This window comes from Phenylobacterium sp. LjRoot225 (genome assembly GCF_964252855.1).
Classification (GTDB): domain Bacteria; phylum Pseudomonadota; class Alphaproteobacteria; order Caulobacterales; family Caulobacteraceae; genus Phenylobacterium.
This window is the reverse complement of record NZ_CAXUPL020000001.1, coordinates 428,211-453,494: the sequence shown is the minus strand read 5'-3', so window position 1 is coordinate 453,494 and position 25,284 is coordinate 428,211. Positions and strand designations below refer to the sequence as shown.

The window sequence follows — 25,284 nt, the reverse complement described above, 5'->3', positions numbered from 1 at the left end:
GCCGTGCGCCAGCTAGAGGTCCAGGCTCGCCAGGGCTGCATCCAGGTCCGCAATCAAGTCCTCCGGCGCCTCCAGCCCGATGGAGAGCCGGATCATGCCTGCGACGATGCCGAGCGCCTCACGCTCGGCGCCCGGCACGCCAGAATGCGTCGTGGTGCCGGGATGGCAGGCCAGGGATTCCGTGCCGCCCAGGCTGACGGCGAGCTTGAAGACCTTCAGGCCATCGAGAACCTTGAACGCGGCCGCCTCCCCTCCGATCACCACGAAGGAAAAGGTGCCGCCGTAAGCTCCGCATTGACGAGCGACCACCTTGGCTGCGGGAGAGTCGGGGGCCAGCTTGCCGAGATAGGCCACCTTCTCGACGCGTGGGTGGGCGTACAGCCACTCCGCCACGACAGCCGCGTTTGAAAACGCCTGGTCCATCCTCAGTCGCAGCGTCTCGAGCGAGCGGGTCAACATCCAGGCGCTATGCACGTCCAGCTGGTTGCCGATCAGATTGCGGATCGACCGCACCTTCCTCATCAGATCCGCCAGCCCCAGGACGGCCCCCGCGACGAGATCGCTGTGACCGCCGACGTACTTGGTCAGGGAATAGACGACGGCGTCGGCGCCGTGCGCCAACGGCGACTGATGGAGCGGGCCCAGCAGGGTGTTGTCGACGATCACGCGAGGCCGCTCGTCCTGGCGCGCAGAGACCTGCTCGGCGACCTCGGCCATGAGTTCGAGATCGACCACGGCGTTCGTCGGATTGGCCGGCGTTTCGACAAAGATGGCCGCCAGCGGTCCCAGCGCCAGGGCCTGCTCCACCGCCTCGCGCACGGAGGCGGCGTCCACGCCGTCCCGAAAGCTGACGTTCTTCACGCCCAGGCCGGCCAGCAGGCTATCGAACAGGGTCTCGGTGCCGCCATAGAGCGGCCGGCTGCGCAACACGACCTGACCTGGCTTCGCAACCGACAACAGGATGGTCGTGATCGCCGCCATGCCGCTGGAGAACAGAGAGCAGGCGTCGGTCTGCTCCAGCATCGCGAGCCGCTCCTCGACGATCTGCAGATTGGGATTGTTGAAGCGGCTGTAGATGAGCCCGGGCTGTAAACCGGGCGGCAGGGGGACGCGCCCGCTCATGTAGTCGAAGAGCTGCTTGCCCTCGGCGCAGGTCTTGTAGGCGAAGGTGGAGGTCAGGAAGATCGGCGTCTTCACCGCCCCTTCGGACAGCACCGGATCAAAGCCGTAGCTCAGCAACAGGGTCTCGGGAGCCAAGCCCTGACCAGCTGTCGGCGGTTTGCGATTGTCCCGGGCCATCAACGTCGCTCCACACGCCACAGCAACGCCTGAGGGTCGTGGTTGTGCCCAACCTTCGTCGGACGGGCCGACTCCGGACAAATCCGCAGGCGGCCACCGCAAAGGACAAGCCTGTCCCGGGTCAGCTCGAATACCGCGCGCATCATAACATTGGCCCAAGAGCCGCCGATCTCGTATAATTCCAACGTTCGCCCGTCGCGGCTGACGACAGAAACGAACGGGCGCTATGCTGAATTCGGCAGCCCGACCATGGCCCAAAATCTCGCGCAAAAGTTGATCCGGTCGCACCTGTTGGACGGAGACACGACGCCCGGCGCCGAGGTCCAGATCCGGATCGACCAGACGCTGACCCAAGATGCGACCGGAACCTTGGTGATGCTCGAACTCGAGGCGATCGAGCTGGAGCGGGTGAAGACCGAGGTCAGCGTTCAGTACGTCGACCACAACCTCATCCAGGCCGATAACAAGAATCCCGACGACCACCTCTTCCTTCGCAGCGCCTGCGAAAGGTTCGGCGTCTGGTATTCAGGACCCGGCAATGGGGTGAGCCACCCCTGCCACCAGGAGAACTTCGGCAAGCCCGGGAAGACCCTTCTGGGCTCCGATAGCCATACCCCGGCCGGCGGCGCGATCGGCATGTTGGCGATCGGGGCCGGCGGCTTGGAAGTCGCCCTGGCCATGGCCGGCGAGCCCTTCTCGATGCCGATGCCGAAGATCTGGGGGGTGAACCTCGTCGGCGCCCTGCCCGATTGGGTCAGCGCCAAGGACGTGATCCTGGAGATGCTGCGCCGCCATGGCGTAGACGGGGGCCTCAATCGGATGATCGAGTATCATGGCCCTGGCCTGGCTGGCCTGAGCGCGATGGATCGCCACGTCATCGCCAACATGGGCGCCGAACTGGGGGCGACGACCAGCGTCTTTCCCTCCGATCAGGAGGTTTGGCGCTTCCTTCATGCCTGGCGGCGGGAGGAAGACTGGATCCCGCTCTCGGCCGATCCCGGCGCGTCCTACGACGTCGAGGACGAGATCGATCTCGCCAGCCTCGAGCCGCTGATCGCCATGCCGTCCAGTCCCGGCAATGTGCAGCCGGTCCGCGAGGTCGCGGGCCGGCCGATCTACCAGGCCTATATCGGCTCGTCGGCCAACCCGGGTTACCGGGATTTCGCCGTCGCCGCGGCCATGGTTCACGGCCGACGGACGAGCGACCAGGTGTCGTTCGACATCAATCCGACCTCTCGGGCGCAGCTTGAGACCCTGGTGCGCGACGGCCATGTGGCCGACCTCCTTCATGCCGGCGCACGCCTGCACCAGGCCGGCTGCAATGGCTGCATCGGGATGGGCCAGGCGCCGGCCACCCACCAGCTCTCGCTGCGCACGACGCCGCGCAACTTTCCCGGACGCTCCGGAACGCGCGAGGACCAGGTCTGCCTGGTCAGCCCGGAGACCGCCACAGCCTCGGCGCTCACCGGGGTGATCACAGACCCGCGCACCCTGGGCGTGCCCTACCCGCGGGTGGCGGATCCCGTCGATCCGATCGTCAACCGCGCGATGTTCGTTCCGCCGTCGCACGAAGCCGGCCCGCGGACGCCCCTTGTGAAGGGCCCCAACATCGCATCCCTGCCCACATTCGGTCCCCTGCCGGATTCCCTGGAGACGCCGGTCCTGCTCAAGGTTGGTGACGACGTCTCGACTGATGAGATCATGCCCGCCGGCGCGCGGGTGCTCCCGTTCCGGAGCAATATTCCAAAGATCGCCGAATTCTCCTTCGATCGCATCGACCCGACCTACGCCGCCCGAGCGGCGAAGATCGGGGATCATGTCGTGGTCGGCGGCGCCAACTATGGACAGGGGTCCAGCCGCGAACACGCCGCCCTGGGCCCGCGGTTTCTCGGGCTGCGAGCGGTGCTGGCCAAAGGATTCGCCCGGATCCATGAGCGAAACCTGGCGAATTTCGGCGTCCTGCCCCTGACCTTCGTCGATCCGGCCGACTACGACGAGCTGTCGCCCGGCGACGTTCTCCGCCTCGCCGGCGTGGCCGCGGCGCTCGCCGAGGACCGTCCCCTCTTCGTCGAGAACCTGACCCGCGGCAGAACCTTCCAGGTTCGTCACGCCCTGTCGCCGCAGCAGGTTCAGCACCTGCTCAGCGGGGGTTTGATCAACTGGACGAAGGCGCGTCTCGCAGGGGTCGCGGCCTAAATCATCCGCCACTTCGACGCGGTTCATCCGTTGAGCCTGCAGGCGACAGCGCCGGAGGCTCACATGGGCGGATTTTGCGGAAGTCCGGACGGCCAGACGCATGAGGTGCTGAACCAGCCCACGCCGCTCGCCGACCTCGACCTCTTCACCTCCGACCGCGTCCTGGCGGAGGCCTCGGCCCGCGAGGGCGCGGCGTGGGCGGCCGCGCGCCTGAGAGCCCTTGGTCGAAGGCTTGGCTCCGCAGAAATGATCGAGGCCGGTTTCCTGGCGAACCGCAATCCGCCGATCCTGCGCAGCTTCGACCGGTTTGGTCGCCGGCGCGATGAGGTGGAGTTCCACCCGGCCTGGCACGCCCTGATGGAACTGGCGGTCGCCGAGGGCCTGCACACCGGGCCGTGGTCGGATCCGCAGCCCGGCGCCCATGTCGCCCGCGCCGCGGCCTTCTACATGCTGGGTCAGGTGGAGGCCGGCGTCCAATGCCCGATGGCCATGACCTATGGCGCGGCGCCGGTGATCCGGCGCGAGCCGGACATCGCCGCCGAATGGCTGCCGAGGCTGTATTCCCGCCGCTACGACCCCCGCTTTGCGCCCGCCGCGGGCAAGGCGGGCGCCCTCATGGGCATGGGCATGACCGAGAAGCAGGGCGGCTCGGACGTGCGCGCCAACACCACCCGCGCCGAACCGATTGTGGGGGAAGATCGGGTCTTTCGCCTGGTCGGCCACAAATGGTTCTTCTCGGCGCCGATGTGCGACGCCTTTCTCGTGCTCGCCCAGGCGCCGGCAGGACTGTCCTGCTTCTTCCTGCCGCGATGGACGCCGGATGGCGAGCTCAACGCGCTGCGTCTGCAACGGCTGAAGGACAAGCTGGGCGACCGCGCCAACGCCTCCAGCGAGGTGGAGTTCGAAGGCGCCTGGGCCTGGCTGATCGGCGAGGAAGGCCGCGGCGTGCCGGCCATTCTCGAAATGGCGACCTACACCCGGCTCGACTGCGTCGTCGCCAGCGCGGGCCTGATGCGCCAGGCCGTCGCCCAGGCGACGCATCACGCCGCCCAGCGCACGACCTTCCAGCGGCGGCTGACCGACCACCCGCTGATGACCAATGTTCTCGCCGACCTGGCCCTGGAATCGGAAGCCGCCACCGTCCTGGCCTTGCGGCTGGCGCGGGCGTTTGACCGCCTGGACGAGCCGCACGAGGCCGCGCTGCGCCGCCTGCTCACCCCGGCTGCGAAATATTGGGTCTGCAAACGCACGTCCGCCGTGACGGCCGAGGCGCTCGAAGTCATCGGCGGCAACGGCTTCGTCGAGGAGAGCGTGATGCCGCGCCTGTATCGCCAGGCGCCGCTCAACTCCATCTGGGAAGGGTCCGGCAACCTCATGGCGCTCGACGCCCTGCGCGCCCTCTCCCGGTCTCCGGAAGCTGGCGAGGCGGTCGCCGCGGAACTCGAGCCGGCCCGCGGCGCGGATGCGAGATTGGATCGCTACATCGCCGGCGCCCTCGACGCGCTCGCCCGAACGCCGGACGAGGCCGACGCGCGCCGGCTTTGCGAACGCCTGGTGCTCGCCGTCCAGGGCGCTCTGCTGGTGCGCTTCAGTCCGGGCGAGGTCGCCGACGGCTTCTGCGCGAGCCGCATGGACGAAGGATCCGGCGGCGCCTTTGGAACCTTGCCCCAGGGGTTGAACCTGAAGCCGATCGTCGAGCGCGCAATGCCCCTGTGAGCGCCAGGTGCTCGCCGCGGCGGCTGGCGCGTTGAGAACGACAGGCATCAAGAACGAAGGAGCGCGGCATGTTCGTGGCCGTCTACTGGTGGCGCGTGCACCCAGGGAAGGAGGCGCAGTTCCGCGAGGCCTGGCGACGCGGAACCGAACAGATCACGCGCCTCTACGGCAGTTTCGGATCGCGCCTGCATCGCGATCGCGACGGACGCTTTGTCGGCTACGCCGAGTGGCCCGACGAGGCGACCTGGCAGGCGGCGTTCGACGCCAAGATGGTCTACGACGACGCCGAGGCGCGACGCATGTTCGTCGACGCGGTCGCCGAGAGCCCGCCGCACGGCGAGCCGGTGTTCGCGATGACGGTGACCGACGACCTTCTCGTCCGCGCCGGCGGCGGGGGATCGCCGGAAGATGCGCCAGGGCGTCGTCGATGATCTCCAGCATCGCAAGGAGCGCGCGAGCGAGGGCTTGATCGGACAGGTTCAACGCCTCGGTGAGCATCAGCAACAGCGACGCCTTCGGCAGCGCGGCGGCGCTGGACGACTACAAGAAGATATTCAAGACGACCGTAGCCGGCCCCAAGGGCGTGACCAAAGGCGTCGCCGGCTACATCAACTATCAATTCACGCCGAAGTTCGGGACCTCCCTGCGCCTTGAACACCTCAATCTCAAGAACGACGTCGCCGGAACCTCCTACAACCTCGACGAAGCGATGCTCACCGGGACCTACAGGGCGACGAGCAACTTCCGCCTCAACGCGGAGGTCCGCTACGACAGAGGATCTGTCCCGGCCTTCGCCGACGGCTTCATCGCCGGAACGAGCACTCCCCGTCTCAGCAAGCACGACGGCGAGGTGAAAGTCTCCGCCGTCTACAGCTTCGGCGGCATCTGAGCGAAGACGCGGCCCGACAGCGCCGGGGCGAAACCGCCGCCGGCGCTGTTTTGCCGATCGCCAGATCGCCGCGGCTCGCTTCCCTGAGGCGGTGGCGCTCTTGAAATCGGCGTTGCTCATCCACGCTCAGGAGCCGCGCCTTTGGACGACCCTCGGTCTTGCCCTGACTTACGCCGGCCGTGCGACGGAGGCGCTGACCTTCTGCAACGAAGCGATCCGGCTGGCCCCCAATCTACCTGGCCCCCGGCATCGCGAATGTTCGATAATCGAAAGAGCTCGTTGCTGAGCCGCTCAGCCCAGCCCGGCCAGGGCTAGCTGGCAGACGCTTGGCTGATCCCAGCATCGATCCAGGCCCGCGTCTGTTCCAGGACCTCATCTGAAAGCGCGGGGTCGTCGATCGCCCGCGCGAGGATCACCGCCCCCACCATCGCCGCCCAACTGCCGATCGCCGCGCGGCGCCTGTCCGTCGCGCTTACCCCCGGCAGCGCCTCGCTGATGCGGTCGATCTGCGATCGGAATCCCTCTGTCATTGCTGCGCGCGCCGGCGCCGTCTGGTGGCGGAGGTCCGCGGCCAGACCTGCCGTCGGGCAACCATCGGCGGCGTTGTCGCGATGCCTGGGCGAAAGGTATGCCGCGATAAAGGCGCGAAGATCGCCCTCTCCGCTGCCGTCCCCGGCAAGCGAATGGGCGAGCGTCTGGGCCACCAGGTCGTCCTTCGAGCTGAAATGGCCGTAGAATCCGCCATGGGTGAGGCCGGCGGCCTTCATCACTTCCGCCACGCTGACCGCGTCGAACCCCTTCGCGCGGAACAGCCGGCTGGCCGCAGCCAAAATCCGCCGACGGTTCTCCGCCACCTGCTCTCGACTGACTCTCATTTCGGAAAATTCTCCGCCGGGGCCGTCGACATTTACATGATGGTCGTCATCTTTAGGATCATTGATGACAACCATCATCAATATGGATCCAGCCAGAGAAGAGAGCAATCCCATGGCCGCCAGCCCCTCCGTCCTGATTACCGGAGCATCCTCTGGTATCGGCGCCACCTACGCCGAGCGCTTCGCCCGCCGCGGCCACGACCTCGTGCTGGTCGCGCGTGACCGGGCGCGTATGGAGGCTCTGGCGACCCGGCTGCGTCAGGAAAGCGGCGTGGCGATCGACATCCTGCAGGCGGATCTCACCCAGCCCGGCGACCTGGCTGCGGTGGAGACGCGGCTGCGCGACGACGCTCGGATCGGAATTCTCGTCAACAACGCCGGCGCGAATGTGGGCGGAAGCTTCATCGAGCAGGCGACCGACGACGTCGCGCGGATCGTCGCGCTCAATACGACTGCGCTCCTCCGGCTCGCCAGCGCCGTGGCCCCGCGTTTTGCGAGGGCGGGCGAAGGCGCGATCATCAATATTGGTTCCGTGGTCGGCCTGGCGCCCGAGTTCAACGCGACGGTCTATGGCGCGACCAAGGCCTTCGTGCTGTTTCTTTCCCAGGGGCTTAGCCTCGAGCTTGCGCCAAGGGGCGTCTACGTTCAGGCGGTGCTCCCCGCGGCGACGCGCACCGAAATCTGGGAGCGCTCCGGCGCCGACATCAATACGCTCCCCGCTGTGATGGAGGTGGGCGAGCTGGTGGATGCGGCGCTGGTGGGCTTCGACCGCCGTGAAGCCGTGACCATCCCGCCGCTGCACGATGCTGCGCAGTGGGAAGCCTATCAGGCGGCGCGGCAAGCCATGCTTCCGGGCTTTTGGCAGGAACATGCAGCAGCGCGTTATCAAACTGCACGCTCATGAAAGCCTTCATCGTCGATCGATACGAGAAGAAGGCCGCTCTGCGGCTTGGCGAGCGGCCGGAGCCGGCGCTGCGGGATGACGATGTCCTCGTCGCGATCCACGCGTACTCGATCGTGAACATGTCCCACGGGCCGACCCAGGCGTATCTCCTCAGGGCTCATCAACTCCGCGCGCCCTGTTCGTTGTCCGGTTGGCTGTCTCGGCACGCCTAGAACATTTTGTAATTCGAACTACGCGCTGACCAACGATCGTGTTAGCTCACGGCGAAACCAGACTTTCAGAGGTGCGCCGTGGGCCTTAGCCGTCGGGATTTGATTGCAAGCGCAGCCGTCATGGCGGCGACTCCGGCCATCGCCGGAGCGGGCGCGAAGCCGTTCCCGAAGGGTTTTCTCTGGGGTGCGGCGACGGCCGGTCACCAGGTCGAAGGCAACAACGTCAACGCAGACCTCTGGCTGCTCGAGAATGTGCAGCCGACGACCTACGCCCAGCCGTCCGGCGACGCGAACAACAGCTTCGAACTGTGGCCGCAAGATCTGGATCTCGCCCGTCAGATGGGGCTGAACAGCTATCGCTTCTCGCTCGAATGGTCGCGGATCGAACCTGAGCCTGGCCGCTTCTCGATTGCGATGCTCGACCATTACAAACGCATCATCGACGGATGCCGGGCGCGCGGTCTCACGCCCATCGTCACCTTCAACCACTTCACGACGCCCCGATGGTTCGCCAGCCAGGGCGGATGGACAGATCCGGGCTCGCCGGACCACTTCGCACGCTTTTGCGAACGGGCCGCCCGCCATCTGGCGGCGAACATCGGCTACGCAACCACGCTCAACGAGCCGAACCTGCCGCGCGTCCTACGGCTGAAGGCGCCGAGCGGCAGGGCCGAGCGGCAGCGCCAGATGCTCGCCGCGGCGGCGACGCTGGCCGGGACGGCGAAGTATGTCGCCGGCAACGCCGTCAATCCCGAGGACATCGAGGTCTTCTCAAGCAATCTCCTGCTCGGGCACAAGGCCGGCCGCGCGGCGATCAAGGGTGTGCGCCCCGACCTGCCGGTCGGCGTCAGTCTGGCGATGATCGATGACCAGGCGGCCCCAGGTGGGGAGGCGCGGCGCGACGCGGTTCGGGCGGACCTCTACGGCGCCTGGCTGGATGCGGCGCGCGGGGACGACTTCGTCGGCGTCCAGAATTATGAACGGGTGGTGTGGGGGCCGAACGGGAAGTTGCCTCCACCCGCCGGCGCCGAGATCAACGGCTTCAGAGGCGAGGTCTATGCGGCATCGCTGGCCGGCGCCGTCCGCTACGCGCACCAGGCGTCAGGCGCGCCCGTCCTCGTCACGGAGCACGGCGTCGTCACGAAGGACGATGCGATCCGGGCGCGCTTCATCCCGGCGGCGCTTCGCGAGTTGCAGCACGCCATTGAAAGCGGCGTGCCGGTCAGTGGCTACGTGCACTGGTCGCTCGTCGATAACTTCGAGTGGTCCCTGGGCTATTGGCCGACGTTTGGCCTTGCCGCGGTCGATCGGACCACTTTCAAACGAACCGCCAAGCCTAGCGCCGGTGTGCTCGGCGCGATCGCACGGAGGAACGCGATCTAACGTCCGCTCAGGCGTCAGTCGATGACCTTCCGTTCGAGATCACTGAGCCGACACGGGACGCGATTGTCGCCTGGCTCAACGCTCTTCCCAAGCCGCAGTCGCCCGGAGGATCACGTCACGACGCGTCAGTACGGCCGGTCGGTCGATCAGTGGGTGGCCGCGGTTGGGCTGGAACCGCGCTCCTATGGAACCCATAGCCTGCAACGGACGGAGGTGGCGCTGATCTACAAGCGCACCGGTAATCTCCGAGCCTGCCAACTCCTCCTCGGGCGCCGCAAAATCGAGAGCACGGTTCGATACCTCGGCATCGAGGTCGACGACGCGCTCACCATGTCCGGGCAGGTCGAGTTCTGAGCCAGCCGTCCGCTGCGCGGCAAGTCGCGGTTAAAAGGGAGGCCGCGCCGCGGACGTTCGGAATGACGGTTGGCGGTGGTTTGCTGCCGTTAGCTGTTAAAGCCGACGTAGGCGATCAGACCTTCGATGGACGTGGGAAGCTCTCCTCGTTCTTCGGACCGGCTGAGCATCGCCTTCCCTCTTTGAGCCTTGGCTCTCCGCGCATCCAGGACGCCGCCGGCGTGGGCTCGAAGCCAACCCCATACCACCTCCCCGCCGTCGGGCACGGCCTGCTGGCCGGTGACCGTCACCCTGTCCTTATCGTCCACACCGAGCGTGAGGCGGTGTCCCGCGGCCGTGAACGCGAAGCCCTTGCCGGTTTCGACCCACCAATGCTCCAACCAGCCGCAAGCCTCGCCCGCACTCCGAAAGACGGAGACGTCACCAGCCGTGGCCTCGTTGCGGCTTTCATTCACTACAACTATGTCGGCAAGCCAACCGTCCACCATCACCTGATGGTGCCCACGGGCGCTAATTTCCGCAACGGGTCGCCAGCGCGCTTTGGCGCCGGCGCGGGAACCGGACATTGCGATCGGCTGAAACGGGTGGATTGCCGCCCATTGAGTTACAGCGCTTTCTCGCTCAACCTCTGGCGGAGCTCGATGGGCGATCGAGCGCTTCGACGGCAGCGTGCCCAATGGACGAAGCAGGCGCCCCCCCATCTGGCTCAAGGGGCCCGCAGCAGTCAGGCGGCATGGCCGCCAAGGGGCTAATCCTACTGCGCGACCTAGTCGCTATCGTGCTTACGGCGGTCGGGTTCGGCTTTGTGATGGCAATGGGCCTCAACTCCATTGTCGCCGGCGCCGCTGTGCCCATGGCGCTTGGGTACGCGCTGATCATCGCCTTTCCAATGGCGATGCTCGCCCGAGCCTATGAACACCATGGAGTGCTTATGGCGGCTGCGTGGGGCGCAGGAGCCGGCGTTCTGCCCGGGCTCTTTGCTCTCACCGGCAGCCTGTGGGGATTGCCCCTAGTCATTGGCGTGGGCGCGCTCGGCGGCGTGGTCGCTTGGATCGTTGTTCAATTCCAAGCTGCGATCGCATCGAGATTGCCCGTACGACTCAAGGTGCCCGCTGGATACGCACTGACACTCGGAATTGGAGCTGCAATCATCGCAGGCCTTGGCCTCAAGCTTCAGCCCGGTCAGGTCGTGAGACCGGTCGCCGCCATCGAGGCGCCCATCAGCACCGCCGCGGACCGGGCAGACTTAGTGAAACTTCTAACCAAGGAGGCTGCGGCCGATGGCGGTCTGCATGTCGACGATGCCACCGAGCGTTGGGCCAGCCTGTATGCCGCCAACAAGCGCGACGGCCATCCACTACCGCCTGAGATCCGCGCTACGATCGACATCGGAATCTGGCGAGGTAGTCGCGATGACGACCTTGAGGCCTCTGCGGATGACCGCGGGCACTTAGGACGGGTCTGGATAGTATTCTTCGAAGGTGAGCAACCGGAGAAGTCGGCAAAGGCTCGGGCAGGCATATTGGCGGCCGTCAGAGGTCGCTGGCCAGAGGCGCGTGACATCCCATTGATGCCTAACGGCGAATTGCCATCAGCAGGGGATTTGGTTTGGATGGGGCGGGCCTACACCGTAAAGCCAGAACGGCTCGCTTCCTACTCGGGCTCGCAACCTTAAGAGCTCAGTCGCGGATTTGCAGGGCTTGGCAAACGCAAGGCAGGCGGTGAGAGACAGCCCAGGCCAGGGTCCGCAAAGGGTCGAGGCTGTGAAAATTGTCGGCCGTGGCGTTGAGCGCTGCTGGCGGGCTCGGGCCATCGTCTATGCCGATCTGCAGCCGTTTCGCCCTATCGGCCGTAGGCCGCGGCGGGGACGTGCTCCAGGGCGTCGTCGATGATCTCCAGCATGTGGCGGCACTGATCGCGATTGCTGGGTCCGCCAAGCCCCACGCGGACGGCCTCCGGAGGCTTGCCGGTCACCGTGAAGGTGTCTGAAACGATCACGCCTACGCCGTTGGCGCGCAGATGATTGGCGAACTCCACCCGGTTCCACGGCTCCGGCACCGACAGCCACAGATGGAAGGCTTCGGGCTTGCTGACGAAGGTCGAGCGGGTGATGACCTGGGCGGCCAGCTTCTGCCGGGCGCGAGCCTCTTCGCGAAGCGCCAAGGTCGCCGCCCGCACAGTGCCATCGCCGATGAAACGCGTCGCCAGCCGGATGGTGAGCGGCGCCCCCATGATCACCAAGGACCGAAGGGCGGCGGAAATTCGAGCCGTGTAGCGAACATTGGGCGTGACGATGTAGCCGATCCGCAGGCCCGCTCCGAGGATCTTGGCGAAGCCGCCGATATAGAAGGTCAGTTCCGGCGCGATCGCCGCCAGGCAGGTGTGACGCTTTGCGGGCAGGCAGCCATAGGCGTCATCCTCGATGATCGGCACGCTATAGGTGCGGGCGATCTCCGCCACCGCCTCGCGGCGCGCCTGCGACATGGTCGCCGTCGTCGGGTTCTGCAGCGTCGGGTTCAGGTAGAGCGCCTTCGGCGGATCGGCCCGGCAGAGGTCGCGGAAGGCTTCCGGATCGATACCCTCGTCGTCGAGCGGCAAGCCCACCAGGCGCAATCCCAGCTGGGCGGCGATGCCCTTCACCCCCGGGTAGGTGATGGCCTCGCAGGCGATGGTGTCGCCCGGGCGCGCCAGGGAGGCGAACAGTCCGAGGATCGCGCTCTGGATGCCAGGACACACCAGCACGCGAGACGCGGTCACCCCAGGCAGATGCCGGGAGAGCCAGGCCGCGCCCGCTTCACGGTCCTCGTAGGATCCGCCGAATTCCTGATACCGCAGATAGGTGTAGAGGTCGGGCTCGTCAGCCAGGCTGGCGATCCCCTCACGAATTTGCCGCAACAGTCCGCGGTCCTGCGGCTCGGGCGGGAAGTTCATGGTCATGTCGAGATGGCTGATCGGGCTCGGCCGATGCACCGGCGTCGGAACGAATTCGCGCACGACGGTTCCGCGGCCGGCCTTGGCGTCGATCAGGCCCCGCTGCTTGGCCTCGCCATAACCCCTGGCGACGGTGGTGAAGTTGAGATCGAGCGCGACGGCGAGCGTGCGCAGAGGCGGCAGATGCTCGTTGGCCGCCAGCTTTCCCGACTGGATGTCCTCGCCGATCGCATCGGCGAGCGCGATATAGGCAGGCTTGCCGCTCCCGCGAATGGCTATCGCCCACCGGCTCGCGTGATTCGTCATACAGTCAGATCCCCAAGGTCTTCCATATCAATGATGGGCCATTGATCGCATGTCAATGCAGATGAATGCGATCATCTCGCCCTGACTGCTCCACGTCGGTCCGCACCGCGCCGACCCAAGCTTCGATAAACGATAACTATCTATTTTATATAGTAATTTTTGGCCGCAAGCGCGGATGGAGGCGTTCCACCGCCCAATGATCGGCAGGTGTATGGACGGCCTTCGTTTTCATCAAGCGGATTGATCGGGTGTTTACGGCGCGAACAATACGATCATTTTTCCAGACTTTGATCGGATCATCGTTGGCCTCTGCCGGGCGGCGCCGCATTCCATGGGGCGTCAACCAGCGAGGAGCTTTCCCCCATGCCCGCCGTCGCCGCACCTGCCCACAAGAAGGGCGACCACTTCGTCGACTACGAACAGAAGGTCTTTGAGGACATCAAGGCCGAGCCCGGCGAGAAGGCGCTGGTCACCTTCCACACCGTCGCCTTCGAAGGCTCGATCGGCCTGGTCAACATGCTCCAGGCCACCCGCCTGCAGCGCAAGGGCTTCGAGACCTCGGTCCTGCTCTACGGCCCGGGCGTCACCCTCGGCGTCCAGCGCGGCTTCCCGACGCTCGGCGACGAAGCCTTCCCCGGCCACCTCGCGGTGAACAACCAGATCGAGAAGTTCATCAAGGAGGGCGGCAGGGTCTACGCCTGCCGCTTCGCCCTGCAGGCGCTGTACGGCCACGGCGAGCCGTCGCTGATCGAGGGCATCACCCCGATCGCCCCGCAGGACGTGCTGGACCTGATGCTGCTGCATCGCAAGGCCAACGCCTTCGTCATCAACACCTGGACCCTCTAGGTCCACCCCCACGGGTCGGGAGCGCCCCCCATGTCCACCCCCTTGTCCAACTCGCCTGCCGACAAACGCGTCGTCCGAGCGGCCGCGGTGCAGATCGCGCCGGTCTTCGACCAGCCCGGCGCGACCCTGGAACGGGTCCTCAACGCCGTCGGCGAGGCGGCGGACAAGGGGGCGCAGCTGGCGGTCTTTCCCGAGACCTTCGTCCCCTACTACCCCTACTTCAGCTTCATCGAGCCGCCGTACCGCATGGGCGCGGCCCATCTGAAGCTCTACGCCGAAGCCCCCGTCGTGCCGGGCCCGGTCACCGAGGCGCTCGCCGCCGCCGCCCGCGCGCGCCGGATCGTGCTGGTGGTGGGGGTCAACGAGCGGGACGGCGGATCGCTCTACAACACCCAGCTGATCTTCGACGCCGACGGCGAGCTCAGGCTCAAGCGCCGCAAGATCACGCCGACCTATCACGAGCGCATGGTCTGGGGCCAAGGCGACGGGGCGGGTCTGCGCTGCGTCGACACCGCCGTCGGGCGTCTGGGCGCCCTGGCCTGCTGGGAGCACTACAATCCCCTGGCGCGCTACGCCCTGATGGCCGACGGCGAAGAGATCCACGCCAGCCAGTTTCCGGGCTCCATGGTCGGCCAGGTGTTCGCCGACCAGATCGACGCGGCGATCCGCCACCACGCCGCAGAGGCCGCCAGCTTCGTCGTCAACAGCACCGGCTGGCTGACCGACGAGCAGATCGCCGCGATCTCGCCGGACGAGACGCATCGCAAGGTTCTGCGGGGCGGCTGCTTCACCGCCATCGTCTCGCCGGAGGGCCAGTATCTCGCCCCTCCCCTGACCCAGGGCGAAGGCATGGTCGTCGCCGACCTCGACCTCGCGCTGGTCCTCAAGCGCAAGCGGATGATGGACTCGGTCGGCCACTACGCCCGCCCCGAACTGCTCTCCCTCACCCTCGACGACCGCCCGGCCGCCCCGGTGCGCCGCGTCTCGTCCCCGTCCGAACCGGAGGTCTGCGATGGACTCTCAAGCCCCAGCCCTGAACCGCGAGCAGCTGATCAACGAGTTGCAGTCGTTCGGAGTGCGGCTGGCTGATCCCGGCGTCGGCGCGCCGAGCCGCCGCGGCGGCGCCGGCCCCTCCGACCACAAGGCGGTGGTCATCGACGATCATGTGGTGATGGCGCCGGTGCACACGGTGGGCGCCTTCGACAGCCCCTATCTGGCCGAGCCGCCCGCCGCCGATGGGCTGAGCACGGTGATCCGCGACGGCCGCGTCGTGGGGCGGATGAGCTTTCCGCCGCAACCGAAATTCTACGGCCTGCAGACCCTTGACGGCGTGCCCTATTCGAAGATCGCCACCCTGCATGGCCGCGACGTCCTGGCGACCACGGTGCTGCAGACCTGCATCCGCTACGCGAGCCGCAAGAACACCTGCCAGTTCTGCGCCATCGGCCAGTCCCTGGCCGCCGGCCGGACGATCGAGCGCAAGACGCCCGAGCAGCTGGGCGAGGTCGCCCGCGCCGCGGTCCTGCTGGACGGCGTCAAACACATGGTCATGACCACCGGCACGCCGAACGCCACCGACCGGGGCGCCCGGATCCTCTGCGAAAGCGCTTTCGGCGTGAAGGCGGCCGTCGACCTGCCGATCCAGGCCCAGTGCGAGCCGCCGGACGACGACGCCTGGTTCCAGCGCCTGAAGGACGCCGGCGTCGACGCGCTCGGCATGCACCTCGAGACCCTCTCGCCCGAGGTCCGCCAGGCCATCATGCCCGGCAAGGCCAAGGTGTCGATGGAGCGCTATTTCGAAGCCTTCGCCGCCGCCGTCGAGGTGTTCGGCCGGGGCCAGGTCTCGACCTATATCCTGGCGGGTCTCGGCGACAGCGCCGAGGTCATCCTGGAGACAGCCGATCGGCTGATCGCCGTCGGCGTCTATCCCTTCGTCGTTCCCTTCACCCCGATTTCCGGCACCCCGCTGGAGGGCCATGCGACGCCGACGCCGGCCTTCATGCACGCCATCCTGCAGCCGCTCGCCGCCAAGCTCCGGGCCGCCGGCATGACCTCGGCGGAGGTGAAGGCCGGCTGCGGGCGCTGCGGCGCCTGTTCGTCGCTGTCGGCCTACGGGGGCTGACATGCTGGAGCCCTTCCGCCCCTTCGTCGCCCCGACCTATCGCGTGAAGTTCGCCACCGAACACTGGGAGTTCGACGGCGCCCGCGACCTGCGCCGCGCCGTCTTCTGCGACGAGCAGGGGGTGTTCGAGGTGGACGACGCCGACGCCATCGACGCCTACGCCCTGCCGATCGTCGCGGTGGACCTGGTCGCCGGCGATCCGCACCAGGTGGTGGGCGCCGTCCGGATCCACCAGTCGGAGCCCAGCGTCTGGTGGGGCTCGCGGCTGGCGGTGGCGCAGGGGTTCCGGCGCGTGGGCGCCCTGGGCGCCGGCCTGATCAAGGTCGCGGTGGGCTCGGCCAAGGGACTGGGCTGCCAACGGTTCTACGCCCACGTCCAGGCCCAGAACCGGCCGCTCTTTGAGCGGCTGCACTGGCGCGTGCTGGACCCGGTCGAGCTGTGCGGACGGCCGCACTGGCTGATGCAGGCCGATCTCGAGCACTACGCGGTCATCGAGGCGCCCGACCTCGGGATCAGCGTCCGGAGGCTGGCGGCATGACCGGCGCCCCTCCCCTCGCGGCCCCTCACTTGCCTGCCCTGGTCGCCGAACTGCAGGCCGCCGCCGGCCTGGCCCACAAGGGCGACATCGCCGGCGTGACCGCGGCCCTAGGCCTCGGCGCCCAGAGCCCGGTCCGGGTCGGCGACGACTGCGCCGCCCTGCCAAATGGCGCAGGCTGGCTGCTGCTGGCCGGCGAAGGCTTTCTGGGAGGCTTCGTCAACGCCGACCCCTGGTTCGCCGGCTACTGCAGCGTGATGGTCAACCTCAGCGACATCGCCGCCATGGGCGGCCGTCCCGAGGCGATCCTCGACATCCTCTGGGCCCAGAACGCCGCCCAGGCCGCGCCGATCCTCGCCGGCATGCGGGCCGCGGCGGAGGCCTACGGCGTTCCCGTGGTCGGCGGCCACTGCAACCTGCGGAGCGCCAACGCCCAGCTGGGCGCCGCAGTCCTGGGACGCGCGCACAAGCTGATCACCAGCTTCGACGCCCGGCCGGGCGACCAGCTGGTCTACGCTGTAGACTTGCGCGGTCGCTTCCGCGAGCCCGACGCCTATTGGGACGCCAGCACCACCAGCCCGGCCGCCCGGCTGCGCGAAGACCTGGAGATCCTGCCTGAGCTGGCGGAGGCCGGCCTGGCGCGCGCCGGCAAGGACATCAGCATGGCCGGCTTCGTCGGCACGACGCTGATGTTGCTCGAAGGCTCCGGCGTCGGCGCGCAGCTCGACCTCGCCGCCATCCCCCGCCCTGCGACGGCGCCGCTGAAGCGCTGGCTGACCGCCTTTCCGAGCTTCGGCTACGTCCTGTCCGTCGCCCCCGAACAGGCCCAGGCGGTGATCGAGCGGTTCGAACGCCGCGGGATCGCCGCGGCCGTCGCCGGCGAGGTCGTCGCCCAGCCGCAGCTGCACCTGCGCCTCGACGGCGAGGAGGCCCTGTTCTGGGACCTGGCCGCCGCCCCCCTCACGGGCTGCGGCGTCCTTCCTTCACATCCGGAGACTGTCCATGCCTGAGGTCCGCTTCCACGTCCGCTGGCCCGACGCCCGGGCCGAGGTCTGCTACTCGCCGTCGACCTCGATCAAGGACGTCTTCGTCGCCGGCGAAACCTATCCACTGGCCGACTTCATGGCCCGCGCCGAGGACGGCCTGACCCGCGCCAGCGAGCGCGTGCGGCAGGTCTACGGCTACGCCTGCTCCAGCGCCGCCGACCAGCTGCAGCGCCTGCGCGAGACCGCGGCGGCCTACGCCGAACAGCCCGACGCCAGCGTCACCGTCGAACGCATCGACGGCTGACGCCCCCTAGCCAAAGGAACCATGCCATGGTCATCGACGACGACGATCACCTCGCCGCCCCCGCCGCCGGCGAAAGCCTCCACCTCCCGGTCATCGTCATCGGCGGCGGCCAGGCTGGCCTCTCAGCGAGCTACCATCTCCAGAAGCAGGGGATCGAACACCTGGTGCTGGAGAAGAACCGCGTCGGCCACGCCTGGCGCGAGGAGCGCTGGGACAGCTTCTGCCTGGTGACGCCGAACTGGCAGTGCCTGCTGCCGGACTTCCCCTATCAGGGCGACGACCCTAACGGCTTCATGCTGAAGGATCAGATCGTCGACTATCTCGAGGCCTTCGCCGCGTTCGTGAAGCCGCCGATCCGCGAAGGCGTGGCGGTCACCGCCCTCAGCCGCGCGCCGGACGGTCGGTTCCGTCTGGAGACCAGCGATGGAAACTACACCGCCGACCAGGTGATCCTGGCGATCAGCGGCTATCACGTGGCCTCGGCGCCGCGCGTGGGCGAGCGGCTGCCGAGCCGCCTGTTGCAGATCCATTCCCAGGAGTATCGCAATCCGGACCAGCTGCCCGACGGCGCGGTGCTGGTGGTCGGGACCGGCCAGTCCGGCTGCCAGATCGCGGAGGACCTGCATCGTGTCGGCCGCAAGGTGCATCTCGCCACCGGTTCGGCGCCGCGCTCACCGCGCAAATACCGCGGCCGCGACGCGCTGGACTGGCTGCACGCCATGGGCCAGTACGACATCACGGTCGACGACCACCCCCTCCGCGAAAAAGTGCGGCTGAAGGAGAACCACTATTTCAGCGGCCGCGACGGCGGGCGTGAGATCGACCTGCGCCAGTTCGCCCTGGAAGGCATGAAGCTCTACGGCCTGCTCGCCGGCGTCGAGGGTGAACGCGTCACCTTCGCCGACAACCTGAAGAAGAACCTCGACGCCGCCGATGCGGCCTATCTGAAGATCCGCAAGCAGATCGACGACTACATCGCCGCCAATGGCATCGCCGCCCCCGAGGCCTCGCCCTATGTCCCGGTCTGGCAGCCCCCGGCCGAACCCGAGGCGCTCGACTGCGCCGCCGCCGGCGTCAACAGCGTCGTCTGGTGCACCGGCTTCCGCCCCGACTGGCGCTGGATCGACCTGCCGGCCTTCAACGGCGAGGGCTACCCCGTCCATCATCGCGGCGTCTGCAAGACCGATGGACTCTACATCGCCGGCCTTCCATGGCTGACGACCTGGGGCTCCGGCCGGTTCTCCGGCCTCGCCCGCGACGTGGCCCATATCGTCGACCATCTCACCGCCAACATGCCGGTCGCCCAGGTCCCAGGCAGCGCAGCCGCGAGCGTCGCAGTCCCGCTGGCGGCTCAGGCGGCGCTATGAATGCCCAGGCGGCTCTGCGGCCGACTAGGCCGGCTCGCCCGATCTCGCGAGCCCGAGAGCCGCTCAGGCGAGCTGTTCGATCGCCAGCTTCAGGGCGTTCATGTCGAATGGCTTCTGGATGATCGCGAAATCGCCGGTCCCTGCGACGCGGGCGTCAGCGGTCCATCCCGAGAAGAGCAGCACCTTCGTCTCCGGACGTCGCCTGCGGGCCCATTGCGCCAACTCAACGCCGGTCAGCCCCCCCGGCATGATCAGGTCTGTGACGAGGAGGTCGAATGAGCGGGTCTCGAGCGCGCGCTGCGCCTCTGGGCCGTTTGCGACGCTGACCACTTCCATCCCGAGCTCCGTCATCATGGCCGCGGTGACGCTGGCGACGGTTTCGTCATCCTCGACGAGCAGCACGCTTCCGATCGCCAGTGAAGGGGTCGCCTCGGAGGCTGCGCCAGACGCCGCATCTTTGCCCGCGACGCAGGGAAGGATGAGCTTGAAGGTCGAGCCCGCGCCGGGCGTGCTGACCACATCCACGCCGCCGCCCGTCTGGCGGGCGAAACCATGGACCTGACTCAAGCCGAGTCCGGTGCCGCGGCCCGTTTCCTTGGTCGTGAAGAAGGGGTCGAAGACGCGTGGCAGGACGTCCGGCGCGATGCCCACGCCCGTGTCCCTGACCGTGATGGCGACAGCCGTCGCCTCGACTTCGGCCAGGGCTAGCTCCTCGGCCGTCGCCGGTCTTGCCTCGACCTCGATGTCGCCCCCGCTCGGCATGGCGTCGCGAGCGTTGACGCACAGATTGAGGATGGCGGCCTCGAACTGCGCCGACTCCATACGGACGTGCAGACAATCACCAGCGTGTCGCACCTTCACTTCAACCGCCTCACCCACAGCCTTCTTGAGCAGAGGCTGTAGGCTGTGGAGAGCCGCGCCGACATCGACGTCCTGCGCGGCGACGGGCGCGCGCCGAGCGAAGGCCAGAAGCTGACTGTTGAGAGCCGCGGCCTTCTGGGCCGCTTCCAGGGCCGCCTCGATCAAGGCCTCGCGGTTGGCCTTTTTCGGGCCCCGCACGACCATGTCGAGCGCGCCGATCACCACGGTCAGAAAGTTGTTGAAGTCGTGAGTGATGCCGCCCGTGAGGAGGCCAAGCGCCTCCATGCGTTCGGCTCGACGGGCGCGCTCTTCCGCCGATCGCGTCGGGGTGAGGTCACGGCCTTCGAGCACAATGAAACGACGCTCGCCGCCCAGCCGGGTGCGGACGGGCCGGATCACCACATCGAACACGCGCCATTCGTTCGACGCAAGAATGCGGGATTCATAGTGCACGGTCCCGCGGGCGGCCCCTTTCACCGCGGCCTCGACCTTGGCGGCCTCCTCTGGGTTTCCCCCATACAGCGGGACCTCCCAGATGAATTTGCCGACGCAGTCCTCGATCCGAACGTCACCGAGCGCGAGGGACGGACCGCTGACGTCCAGCACCACCCCTTCGGCCGTGCAGAGGCACATGAACGTCATCGACGAGTTGAAGACAGCCTCATAACGCGCTTCGCACTCCCGTAGAGCGCGCGCCTGCTCCACACATCGTCGCCTCAGTTCCTCGTTCTCAGCGGCGATCAGCTTGCGGTCAGGCATTTCATCCTCGGACCACCTGTCCAGACGTCTGTCTCCTGACAGGAGCAAATGGCGTTCAGGTAACGTATGAGCGCGAACAAGGGTTGAGGGTTCATGCATTCCATAGTGTGAGCGATCTGGCACGCCATCTGCCGCAAATCCGAACCTATGGGCGTCGGCGTCCGCCCCGGCGACACCGCCGCATGGCCCCTTCATCAGCCAGGCGGCGAAGGCCGTCCTGTCCTTTGATAGATTCGCCTGGCGATTTCTCCGGATAGCTGGCGCCGCTTTTTCAGGGCGCCGGCCGCGCCTTTCGTGGCCGCGGCGCTGCCGGACGCAGACCCTTCTGGCCGCTCCAGCTTACTCATAGGTAGAAATACGGGGGGAATCCCCCGGAATTTCGCGGGCAGATTGATTGCTGGATATTGGCCTCAACAGGCGCTGATCAGCGCGCCACGACCGCCGCCTGCAACTGACTCTCAGAGCGCGGGGAAGGAGGACAGCATGGGACGAGAACAACTTATCCGCGAGGCTGAAGCGGCCGAGGAGCTGGCCAAGATGATCAGCTCCCATCCGGACAAGGACGGGTGGCTCGACCTGGCCGCGCGTCTTCGCGACGCGGCCGCGACGATGGAAGAGCGGTCCTGGACGACGACCGTGTCGCCCCTGCATGCGCAGACGCCTCAACGCCTCGACCACTGAGGCGGGCGGCTCTCCCCGCATTGCGCCACAGGAGCATCAGGCGTAAAAGGGAGCTTAATAACTATCCAGTCAGTTATTAGAGCAGAGCATGCCGTCCCCCAGCACGCCCAAGTTCCGTCGGCGCAAGGCCGACCGGCCGGCGGAGATCGTGCAGGCGGCGCTGGCGGTATTCGCCGAGAAGGGCTTTGCGGCCGCCAAACTCGATGAGATCGCCCGTCGCGCCGGCGTCTCGAAGGGCGCGCTCTATCTCTACTTCGCCACGAAGGAGGAGCTGTTCCACGCCGTCGTGGAGCAGGTGATCGCGCCGAACATGCGGGCGATGCGGGCCATGGTCGCCGGCCATCCGGGTCCCATCTCAGACCTCCTCGGGATGTTCGTCGCGCGGTTCTCCGCCCTCGTGGCCGACCAACCGGTGGGCGGGGTCGCCAAGATGGTGATCGGCGAAGCGCGCAACTTTCCGGAGCTCGCCCGGGTCTGGCACGACGAACTGGTCGCCCAGGCCCTCGGCGGCCTCGCCGAGGCTGTCGCAGCCGCCCAGGCGCGCGGCGAGGTCCGAGCCGGCGACCCGCGGGTTTACGCCCTGCAGATCGCGGCGCCGCTGATCGTCGCCGTCATCTGGCGGGAGACCTTCGTGCCTGTGGGCGCCGAGCCGTTCGACCTGCCGCCGCTCGGGCATCAGCATGTGGCGACCCTCCTGAACGGCCTGCTGGTGGAGGGTCCGGCCGCATGAACCGCCAGCGGCTCCTGGTCATGGTCCTGCTGCTCGCAGCCGCGGCGCTCGTGACGGGGCTGGTGCTGATCCCCCGCTTTGGGCGGGTTCACACCCTGTCCGGCTATGTGGAGGGCGAGCCGCTTTACCTCGCCGCCCCGGTGGCCGGAACGGTGAAGGCGGTGTTCGTGGACCGCGGGGCGGAGGTGAAGGCGGGCGCGCCGCTGTTCATCGTCGACCCCGAGCAGCCGCGCAGCCAGCGCGACCAGGCCGCGGCGGATCTGGCGGCCGCCGAAGCCCAGGCGCAGGACGCGCGCAAGGGCCAGCGCCCCGTCGAGCTCGCCGTCTTCGAGGCGCAGATCGCCGAGGCGGAAGCCCGGGCGCGGGAAGCCGGCGCCCAGCTTCGCCGAGTGGAGGTCCTCGCCCGCAAGGGGATCTACGCCCCTGCCCGGCTGGACGACGCCCGGGCCGCGGCCCAGTCCGCCAACGCCCAGGTCGCCGCCGCCCGGCGCCAGCGCGACGCCGCGGGGCTGGGATCGCGCCAGGACCAGATCCGCGCCGCGGACGCCAGGGTCGAGCAGGCGCGCGCGGCGCTCACCGGCGCCCAGGCGCGGCTCGGCGACGTCGCCCCCAGGGCCCCCGTCGCCGCCCGGGTCGAGGACGTCTTCTACCGTCCCGGCGAGTGGGCAGCCGCCAACCAGCCGATCCTCTCGCTGCTGCCGGACGAGCGCATCAAGGTGCGGTTCTTCGTGGCGGAGGCCGCGCTTTCGGCCTATCGCGTCGGGCGCACCGTCCGCTTCGCCTGCGACGGCTGCGCCAAGGGCCTGACCGCGCGGATCGCCTTCGTGAGTCCGCGGCCGGAATTCACCCCGCCGGTGATCTACAGCCGCGATGCCCGCGACCGTCTGGTCTATCTGGTGGAGGCCCAGCCCTCGGCCCGGCTCAACCCGGGGCAGCCGGTGGACGTCGAGCCGCTGGAGCCCGGGCCGTGACGCTCGCCATCGACATCGCCGGCCTGAGCAAGAGCTTCGGGACCAAGCGGGTCGTCGACGACTTCTCCATCCAGCTGGAACAGGGGCGCATCTGCGGCTTCTTGGGGCCCAACGGCTCGGGCAAGACCACCACGCTGCGCATGCTGTGCGGCCTGCTGACGCCCGACGCCGGACGCGGGACCTGCCTCGGCTTCGACATCCAGACCGAGGCCGACAGGATCAAGCGCGAGACCGGCTACATGACCCAGAGGTTCTCGCTGTACGAGGACCTGACGCTCGCGGAGAACCTCCACTTCACCGCCCAGGTCTACGGCCTCGATCGCCGGCGCGCGCGCGTGGATGCGGCGCTCGACCACCTGGGGCTCGCCAGCCGCAGGGACCAGCTGGCGGGGACGCTCTCCGGCGGCTGGAAGCAGCGGCTAGCGCTGGCCTCGGCCACTCTGCACGAGCCGAGGCTGCTGCTGCTGGACGAACCCACGGCCGGCGTCGATCCCAAGGCCCGCCGCACCTTCTGGGACGAGATCCACGAGCTCGCCGACCGCGGCCTGACCGTGCTGGTCTCCACCCACTACATGGACGAGGCCGAGCGCTGCCATGAGATCGCCTACATCAGCTACGGCCGGCTGATCGCCCGCGGGACGGCGGAGCAGGTGGTGAAGGACTCGGGCCTGATCACCTTCCATGGCGAGGGCCCGGAGGTTGGTCGCCTCGCCCGTGAGCTCGCCGGCAAGCCCGGGGTCGAGACCGTCGCCCCCTTCGGCGCCGCCCTCCACGTCAGCGGCGTGGACCGCCCCGAGCTGGAGGCGGCGATCGCGCCCTGGCGGCGCGAGCCCTACCGCTGGACCGAGCTCGAGCCGACGCTGGAGGACGTCTTCATCCAGCTGATGGGCCAGGCGCAGGACAATTTCGCATGAGCCTCTTCTCCGCTGATCGGGTGCTGGCCGTCATGGTCAAGGAGTTCAAACAGCTCACCCGCGACCGGCTGACCTACGCCATGATGCTGGCCATCCCGATCGTGCAGCTGACCCTGTTCGGCTTCGCCATCAATTCGGAGCCGCGGCATCTGCCGACCGCCGTGCTGATCCAGGAAGACAGCCGGTTCGCCCGCTCGCTCGTGGCCGGGCTGAAGAATTCGCGCTATTTCGACTTCGTCGCCCAGGCGCGGAGCCCGGCCGAGCTCGACGCCATGATCCGCCGCGGCGAGGTCCAGTTCGCGATCACCGTGCCCGGCGATTTCACCCGCCGCGTGGTCCGCGGCGACCATGCGCAAATCCTGGTGGAGGCCGACGCCACCGATCCCTCGGCGACCGGCGGCGCGGTGGCCGCCCTGGCCGCCCTGCCGCAGCAGGCGCTGGCCCACGACCTGAAGGGGGCGCTCAGCCCCCAGGCCCAGGGCGCCGCCCCCTTCGAGGTCGTCATCCACAACCGCTACAACCCCGAGGCCATCACCGCCTACAATATCGTGCCGGGTCTCCTCGGCGTCATCCTGTCGCTGACCCTGGTGATGATGACGGCGCTCAGCGTCACGCGGGAATCCGAGCGCGGCACCATGGAGACCCTGCTCGCCACCCCGCTGGAGCCGATCGAGGTCATGGTCGGCAAGCTCGCGCCCTACGTCCTGGTCGGGCTGGTGCAGACCGGCGTGGTTCTGACGATGGCGAAGCTGCTCTTCCATGTGCCCATGGCCAATCTCGGCCTCGGCCTGATGCTGGGGGTGGCCCTGTTCATCGTGGGCTCGCTGGCGCTCGGCTTCCTGATCTCCACGGTGGCGCGTTCGCAGCTGCAGGCCATGCAGATGAGCTTCTTCTACATGCTGCCCTCCATCCTGCTCTCGGGCTTCATGTTCCCGTTCCGCGGCATGCCGCTCTGGGCCCAGGCGATCGGCCAGGTGATCCCGGTGACCCATTTCCTGCGGGTGGTGCGCGGCGCCCTGCTCAAGGGTCAGGGGCTGGCGGACCAGTGGCGCGAGCTGCTGGCGCTGCTGGCCTTCGTCTGCGTCGTAGCCGCCCTGGCGATGATCCGCTACCGGCGCACGCTCGATTGAGGTAGGTCGCCGG

The 25,284-nt window shown here is 67.9% G+C and carries 26 protein-coding genes; 21 read left to right on the top strand and 5 right to left on the bottom strand.

Going from position 1 to position 25,284, the window contains the following annotated elements; genetic code table 11:
- Nucleotides 1-12: 12 nt before the first annotated feature.
- Nucleotides 13-1,299 carry a cystathionine gamma-synthase family protein gene (locus ACSQ2B_RS02215; protein ID WP_436046957.1) on the bottom strand — a complete coding sequence of 429 codons (1,287 nt, stop codon included), beginning with the start codon at nt 1,297-1,299 and terminating at the stop codon, nt 13-15.
- A 249-nt stretch (nt 1,300-1,548) separates the two neighbouring features.
- Here ACSQ2B_RS02215 and ACSQ2B_RS02210 point away from each other — a divergent pair, with 249 nt between their 5' ends.
- The 4 genes from ACSQ2B_RS02210 (at nt 1,549) to ACSQ2B_RS02195 (ending at nt 6,100) form a co-directional block, all read left to right on the top strand.
- Entirely contained in the window at nt 1,549-3,495 is a 1,947-nt protein-coding gene (locus ACSQ2B_RS02210; protein ID WP_436046955.1) for an aconitate hydratase, read from the top strand.
- Between the two features lie 63 nt (nt 3,496-3,558).
- Nucleotides 3,559-5,211 (top strand): isovaleryl-CoA dehydrogenase, encoded by a 1,653-nt coding sequence (locus tag ACSQ2B_RS02205; protein ID WP_436046953.1) that lies wholly within the window; start codon nt 3,559-3,561, stop codon nt 5,209-5,211.
- A 68-nt stretch (nt 5,212-5,279) separates the two neighbouring features.
- The gene (locus tag ACSQ2B_RS02200) at nt 5,280-5,642 is read left to right on the top strand and encodes an antibiotic biosynthesis monooxygenase family protein (protein ID WP_436046951.1); all 363 of its coding nucleotides are present in this window, start codon (nt 5,280-5,282) and stop codon (nt 5,640-5,642) included.
- Nucleotides 5,643-5,701: 59 nt separating this feature from the next.
- Nucleotides 5,702-6,100: an outer membrane beta-barrel protein gene (locus ACSQ2B_RS02195; RefSeq protein WP_436046950.1), complete on the top strand. Its 399-nt coding sequence runs from the start codon at nt 5,702-5,704 to the stop codon at nt 6,098-6,100.
- Nucleotides 6,101-6,411: 311 nt separating this feature from the next.
- On the opposite strand, the gene ACSQ2B_RS02190 is transcribed toward ACSQ2B_RS02195, so the two are convergent.
- Nucleotides 6,412-7,053, bottom strand: coding sequence for a TetR/AcrR family transcriptional regulator (locus ACSQ2B_RS02190; RefSeq protein WP_436046948.1), 642 nt, complete (start codon nt 7,051-7,053; stop codon nt 6,412-6,414).
- Here ACSQ2B_RS02190 and ACSQ2B_RS02185 point away from each other — a divergent pair.
- From ACSQ2B_RS02185 to ACSQ2B_RS02170, 4 genes are all read left to right on the top strand, one after another.
- A complete protein-coding gene (locus ACSQ2B_RS02185; RefSeq protein ID WP_436046946.1) occupies nt 7,040-7,879 on the top strand; it encodes an SDR family NAD(P)-dependent oxidoreductase in 840 nt (279 codons plus the stop codon). The two genes, ACSQ2B_RS02190 and ACSQ2B_RS02185, sit on opposite strands and share 14 nt — an antisense overlap.
- Complete coding sequence (locus ACSQ2B_RS02180) at nt 7,876-8,091, top strand: hypothetical protein (protein WP_436046944.1); 216 nt, start codon at nt 7,876-7,878, stop codon at nt 8,089-8,091. Before ACSQ2B_RS02185 ends, ACSQ2B_RS02180 begins: the two co-directional genes overlap by 4 nt.
- A 120-nt stretch (nt 8,092-8,211) precedes the next feature.
- Nucleotides 8,212-9,474 (top strand): family 1 glycosylhydrolase, encoded by a 1,263-nt coding sequence (locus ACSQ2B_RS02175; protein ID WP_436046943.1) that lies wholly within the window; start codon nt 8,212-8,214, stop codon nt 9,472-9,474.
- 21 nt (nt 9,475-9,495) lie between these two features.
- Nucleotides 9,496-9,828 (top strand): tyrosine-type recombinase/integrase, encoded by a 333-nt coding sequence (locus ACSQ2B_RS02170; RefSeq protein ID WP_436046942.1) that lies wholly within the window; start codon nt 9,496-9,498, stop codon nt 9,826-9,828.
- An 89-nt stretch (nt 9,829-9,917) separates the two neighbouring features.
- Here ACSQ2B_RS02170 and ACSQ2B_RS02165 read toward each other — a convergent pair whose 3' ends face one another.
- On the bottom strand, nt 9,918-10,538 hold the full coding sequence (locus ACSQ2B_RS02165; protein ID WP_436046941.1) for a hypothetical protein: 621 nt from the start codon (nt 10,536-10,538) through the stop codon (nt 9,918-9,920).
- 23 nt (nt 10,539-10,561) lie between these two features.
- On the opposite strand from ACSQ2B_RS02165, the gene ACSQ2B_RS02160 reads away from it, so the two are divergent.
- Nucleotides 10,562-11,503 (top strand): hypothetical protein, encoded by a 942-nt coding sequence (locus ACSQ2B_RS02160; protein ID WP_436046940.1) that lies wholly within the window; start codon nt 10,562-10,564, stop codon nt 11,501-11,503.
- A gap of 167 nt (nt 11,504-11,670) precedes the next feature.
- On the opposite strand, the gene ACSQ2B_RS02155 is transcribed toward ACSQ2B_RS02160, so the two are convergent.
- Complete coding sequence (locus tag ACSQ2B_RS02155; RefSeq protein ID WP_436046939.1) at nt 11,671-13,065, bottom strand: PLP-dependent aminotransferase family protein; 1,395 nt, start codon at nt 13,063-13,065, stop codon at nt 11,671-11,673.
- Between the two features lie 363 nt (nt 13,066-13,428).
- On the opposite strand from ACSQ2B_RS02155, the gene ACSQ2B_RS02150 reads away from it, so the two are divergent.
- Genes ACSQ2B_RS02150 through ACSQ2B_RS02120 form a run of 7 tightly spaced genes read left to right on the top strand, consistent with a single transcriptional unit; the run spans nt 13,429 to nt 19,225 of the window.
- Nucleotides 13,429-13,911, top strand: coding sequence for an MSMEG_0572/Sll0783 family nitrogen starvation response protein (locus ACSQ2B_RS02150; RefSeq protein WP_436046937.1), 483 nt, complete (start codon nt 13,429-13,431; stop codon nt 13,909-13,911).
- Nucleotides 13,912-13,941: 30 nt separating this feature from the next.
- Entirely contained in the window at nt 13,942-15,000 is a 1,059-nt protein-coding gene (locus ACSQ2B_RS02145; RefSeq protein ID WP_436046935.1) for a Nit6803 family nitrilase, read from the top strand.
- Nucleotides 14,924-16,033, top strand: a complete 1,110-nt coding sequence (locus ACSQ2B_RS02140; RefSeq protein WP_436046933.1) for an MSMEG_0568 family radical SAM protein — start codon at nt 14,924-14,926, stop codon at nt 16,031-16,033. The genes ACSQ2B_RS02145 and ACSQ2B_RS02140 overlap by 77 nt, the downstream gene beginning before the upstream one ends.
- A 1-nt stretch (nt 16,034) precedes the next feature.
- Nucleotides 16,035-16,571 (top strand): MSMEG_0567/Sll0786 family nitrogen starvation N-acetyltransferase, encoded by a 537-nt coding sequence (locus ACSQ2B_RS02135; RefSeq protein WP_436046931.1) that lies wholly within the window; start codon nt 16,035-16,037, stop codon nt 16,569-16,571.
- Nucleotides 16,568-17,578 (top strand): sll0787 family AIR synthase-like protein, encoded by a 1,011-nt coding sequence (locus ACSQ2B_RS02130; RefSeq protein ID WP_436046929.1) that lies wholly within the window; start codon nt 16,568-16,570, stop codon nt 17,576-17,578. Before ACSQ2B_RS02135 ends, ACSQ2B_RS02130 begins: the two co-directional genes overlap by 4 nt.
- Complete coding sequence (locus ACSQ2B_RS02125; protein ID WP_436046927.1) at nt 17,571-17,858, top strand: MSMEG_0570 family nitrogen starvation response protein; 288 nt, start codon at nt 17,571-17,573, stop codon at nt 17,856-17,858. The genes ACSQ2B_RS02130 and ACSQ2B_RS02125 overlap by 8 nt, the downstream gene beginning before the upstream one ends.
- Nucleotides 17,859-17,884: 26 nt before the next feature.
- Nucleotides 17,885-19,225 carry an MSMEG_0569 family flavin-dependent oxidoreductase gene (locus tag ACSQ2B_RS02120; protein ID WP_436046925.1) on the top strand — a complete coding sequence of 447 codons (1,341 nt, stop codon included), beginning with the start codon at nt 17,885-17,887 and terminating at the stop codon, nt 19,223-19,225.
- Between the two features lie 63 nt (nt 19,226-19,288).
- Here ACSQ2B_RS02120 and ACSQ2B_RS02115 read toward each other — a convergent pair whose 3' ends face one another.
- The gene (locus tag ACSQ2B_RS02115) at nt 19,289-20,845 is read right to left on the bottom strand and encodes an ATP-binding protein (RefSeq protein ID WP_436046923.1); all 1,557 of its coding nucleotides are present in this window, start codon (nt 20,843-20,845) and stop codon (nt 19,289-19,291) included.
- 483 nt (nt 20,846-21,328) lie between these two features.
- Between ACSQ2B_RS02115 and ACSQ2B_RS02110 the strand changes: the two genes are divergently transcribed.
- The 5 genes from ACSQ2B_RS02110 (at nt 21,329) to ACSQ2B_RS02090 (ending at nt 25,271) form a co-directional block, all read left to right on the top strand.
- Nucleotides 21,329-21,526: a hypothetical protein gene (locus tag ACSQ2B_RS02110; protein WP_436046921.1), complete on the top strand. Its 198-nt coding sequence runs from the start codon at nt 21,329-21,331 to the stop codon at nt 21,524-21,526.
- Between the two features lie 88 nt (nt 21,527-21,614).
- On the top strand, nt 21,615-22,256 hold the full coding sequence (locus ACSQ2B_RS02105) for a TetR/AcrR family transcriptional regulator (RefSeq protein ID WP_436046919.1): 642 nt from the start codon (nt 21,615-21,617) through the stop codon (nt 22,254-22,256).
- Nucleotides 22,253-23,227 carry an HlyD family secretion protein gene (locus tag ACSQ2B_RS02100; protein ID WP_436046917.1) on the top strand — a complete coding sequence of 325 codons (975 nt, stop codon included), beginning with the start codon at nt 22,253-22,255 and terminating at the stop codon, nt 23,225-23,227. Before ACSQ2B_RS02105 ends, ACSQ2B_RS02100 begins: the two co-directional genes overlap by 4 nt.
- Nucleotides 23,224-24,141 carry an ATP-binding cassette domain-containing protein gene (locus tag ACSQ2B_RS02095; RefSeq protein ID WP_436046915.1) on the top strand — a complete coding sequence of 306 codons (918 nt, stop codon included), beginning with the start codon at nt 23,224-23,226 and terminating at the stop codon, nt 24,139-24,141. The genes ACSQ2B_RS02100 and ACSQ2B_RS02095 overlap by 4 nt, the downstream gene beginning before the upstream one ends.
- A complete protein-coding gene (locus tag ACSQ2B_RS02090) occupies nt 24,138-25,271 on the top strand; it encodes an ABC transporter permease (RefSeq protein ID WP_436046913.1) in 1,134 nt (377 codons plus the stop codon). Before ACSQ2B_RS02095 ends, ACSQ2B_RS02090 begins: the two co-directional genes overlap by 4 nt.
- Nucleotides 25,272-25,284 lie beyond the last annotated feature (13 nt).

Bases quoted from the DNA above. Each gene is read 5' to 3' on its own strand.
- ACSQ2B_RS02215 (WP_436046957.1), bottom strand. From the start codon at position 1,299: ATGGCCCGGGACAATCGCAAACCGCCGACAGCTGGTCAGGGCTTGGCT.
- ACSQ2B_RS02210 (WP_436046955.1), top strand. From the start codon at position 1,549: ATGGCCCAAAATCTCGCGCAAAAGTTGATCCGGTCGCACCTGTTGGAC.
- ACSQ2B_RS02205 (WP_436046953.1), top strand. From the start codon at position 3,559: ATGGGCGGATTTTGCGGAAGTCCGGACGGCCAGACGCATGAGGTGCTG.
- ACSQ2B_RS02200 (WP_436046951.1), top strand. From the start codon at position 5,280: ATGTTCGTGGCCGTCTACTGGTGGCGCGTGCACCCAGGGAAGGAGGCG.
- ACSQ2B_RS02185 (WP_436046946.1), top strand. From the start codon at position 7,040: ATGACAACCATCATCAATATGGATCCAGCCAGAGAAGAGAGCAATCCC.
- ACSQ2B_RS02190 (WP_436046948.1), bottom strand. From the start codon at position 7,053: ATGATGGTTGTCATCAATGATCCTAAAGATGACGACCATCATGTAAAT.
- ACSQ2B_RS02180 (WP_436046944.1), top strand. From the start codon at position 7,876: ATGAAAGCCTTCATCGTCGATCGATACGAGAAGAAGGCCGCTCTGCGG.
- ACSQ2B_RS02175 (WP_436046943.1), top strand. From the start codon at position 8,212: ATGGCGGCGACTCCGGCCATCGCCGGAGCGGGCGCGAAGCCGTTCCCG.
- ACSQ2B_RS02170 (WP_436046942.1), top strand. From the start codon at position 9,496: ATGACCTTCCGTTCGAGATCACTGAGCCGACACGGGACGCGATTGTCG.
- ACSQ2B_RS02160 (WP_436046940.1), top strand. From the start codon at position 10,562: ATGGCCGCCAAGGGGCTAATCCTACTGCGCGACCTAGTCGCTATCGTG.
- ACSQ2B_RS02155 (WP_436046939.1), bottom strand. From the start codon at position 13,065: ATGACGAATCACGCGAGCCGGTGGGCGATAGCCATTCGCGGGAGCGGC.
- ACSQ2B_RS02150 (WP_436046937.1), top strand. From the start codon at position 13,429: ATGCCCGCCGTCGCCGCACCTGCCCACAAGAAGGGCGACCACTTCGTC.
- ACSQ2B_RS02145 (WP_436046935.1), top strand. From the start codon at position 13,942: ATGTCCACCCCCTTGTCCAACTCGCCTGCCGACAAACGCGTCGTCCGA.
- ACSQ2B_RS02140 (WP_436046933.1), top strand. From the start codon at position 14,924: ATGGACTCTCAAGCCCCAGCCCTGAACCGCGAGCAGCTGATCAACGAG.
- ACSQ2B_RS02135 (WP_436046931.1), top strand. From the start codon at position 16,035: ATGCTGGAGCCCTTCCGCCCCTTCGTCGCCCCGACCTATCGCGTGAAG.
- ACSQ2B_RS02130 (WP_436046929.1), top strand. From the start codon at position 16,568: ATGACCGGCGCCCCTCCCCTCGCGGCCCCTCACTTGCCTGCCCTGGTC.
- ACSQ2B_RS02125 (WP_436046927.1), top strand. From the start codon at position 17,571: ATGCCTGAGGTCCGCTTCCACGTCCGCTGGCCCGACGCCCGGGCCGAG.
- ACSQ2B_RS02120 (WP_436046925.1), top strand. From the start codon at position 17,885: ATGGTCATCGACGACGACGATCACCTCGCCGCCCCCGCCGCCGGCGAA.
- ACSQ2B_RS02115 (WP_436046923.1), bottom strand. From the start codon at position 20,845: ATGCCTGACCGCAAGCTGATCGCCGCTGAGAACGAGGAACTGAGGCGA.
- ACSQ2B_RS02110 (WP_436046921.1), top strand. From the start codon at position 21,329: ATGGGACGAGAACAACTTATCCGCGAGGCTGAAGCGGCCGAGGAGCTG.
- ACSQ2B_RS02105 (WP_436046919.1), top strand. From the start codon at position 21,615: ATGCCGTCCCCCAGCACGCCCAAGTTCCGTCGGCGCAAGGCCGACCGG.
- ACSQ2B_RS02100 (WP_436046917.1), top strand. From the start codon at position 22,253: ATGAACCGCCAGCGGCTCCTGGTCATGGTCCTGCTGCTCGCAGCCGCG.
- ACSQ2B_RS02090 (WP_436046913.1), top strand. From the start codon at position 24,138: ATGAGCCTCTTCTCCGCTGATCGGGTGCTGGCCGTCATGGTCAAGGAG.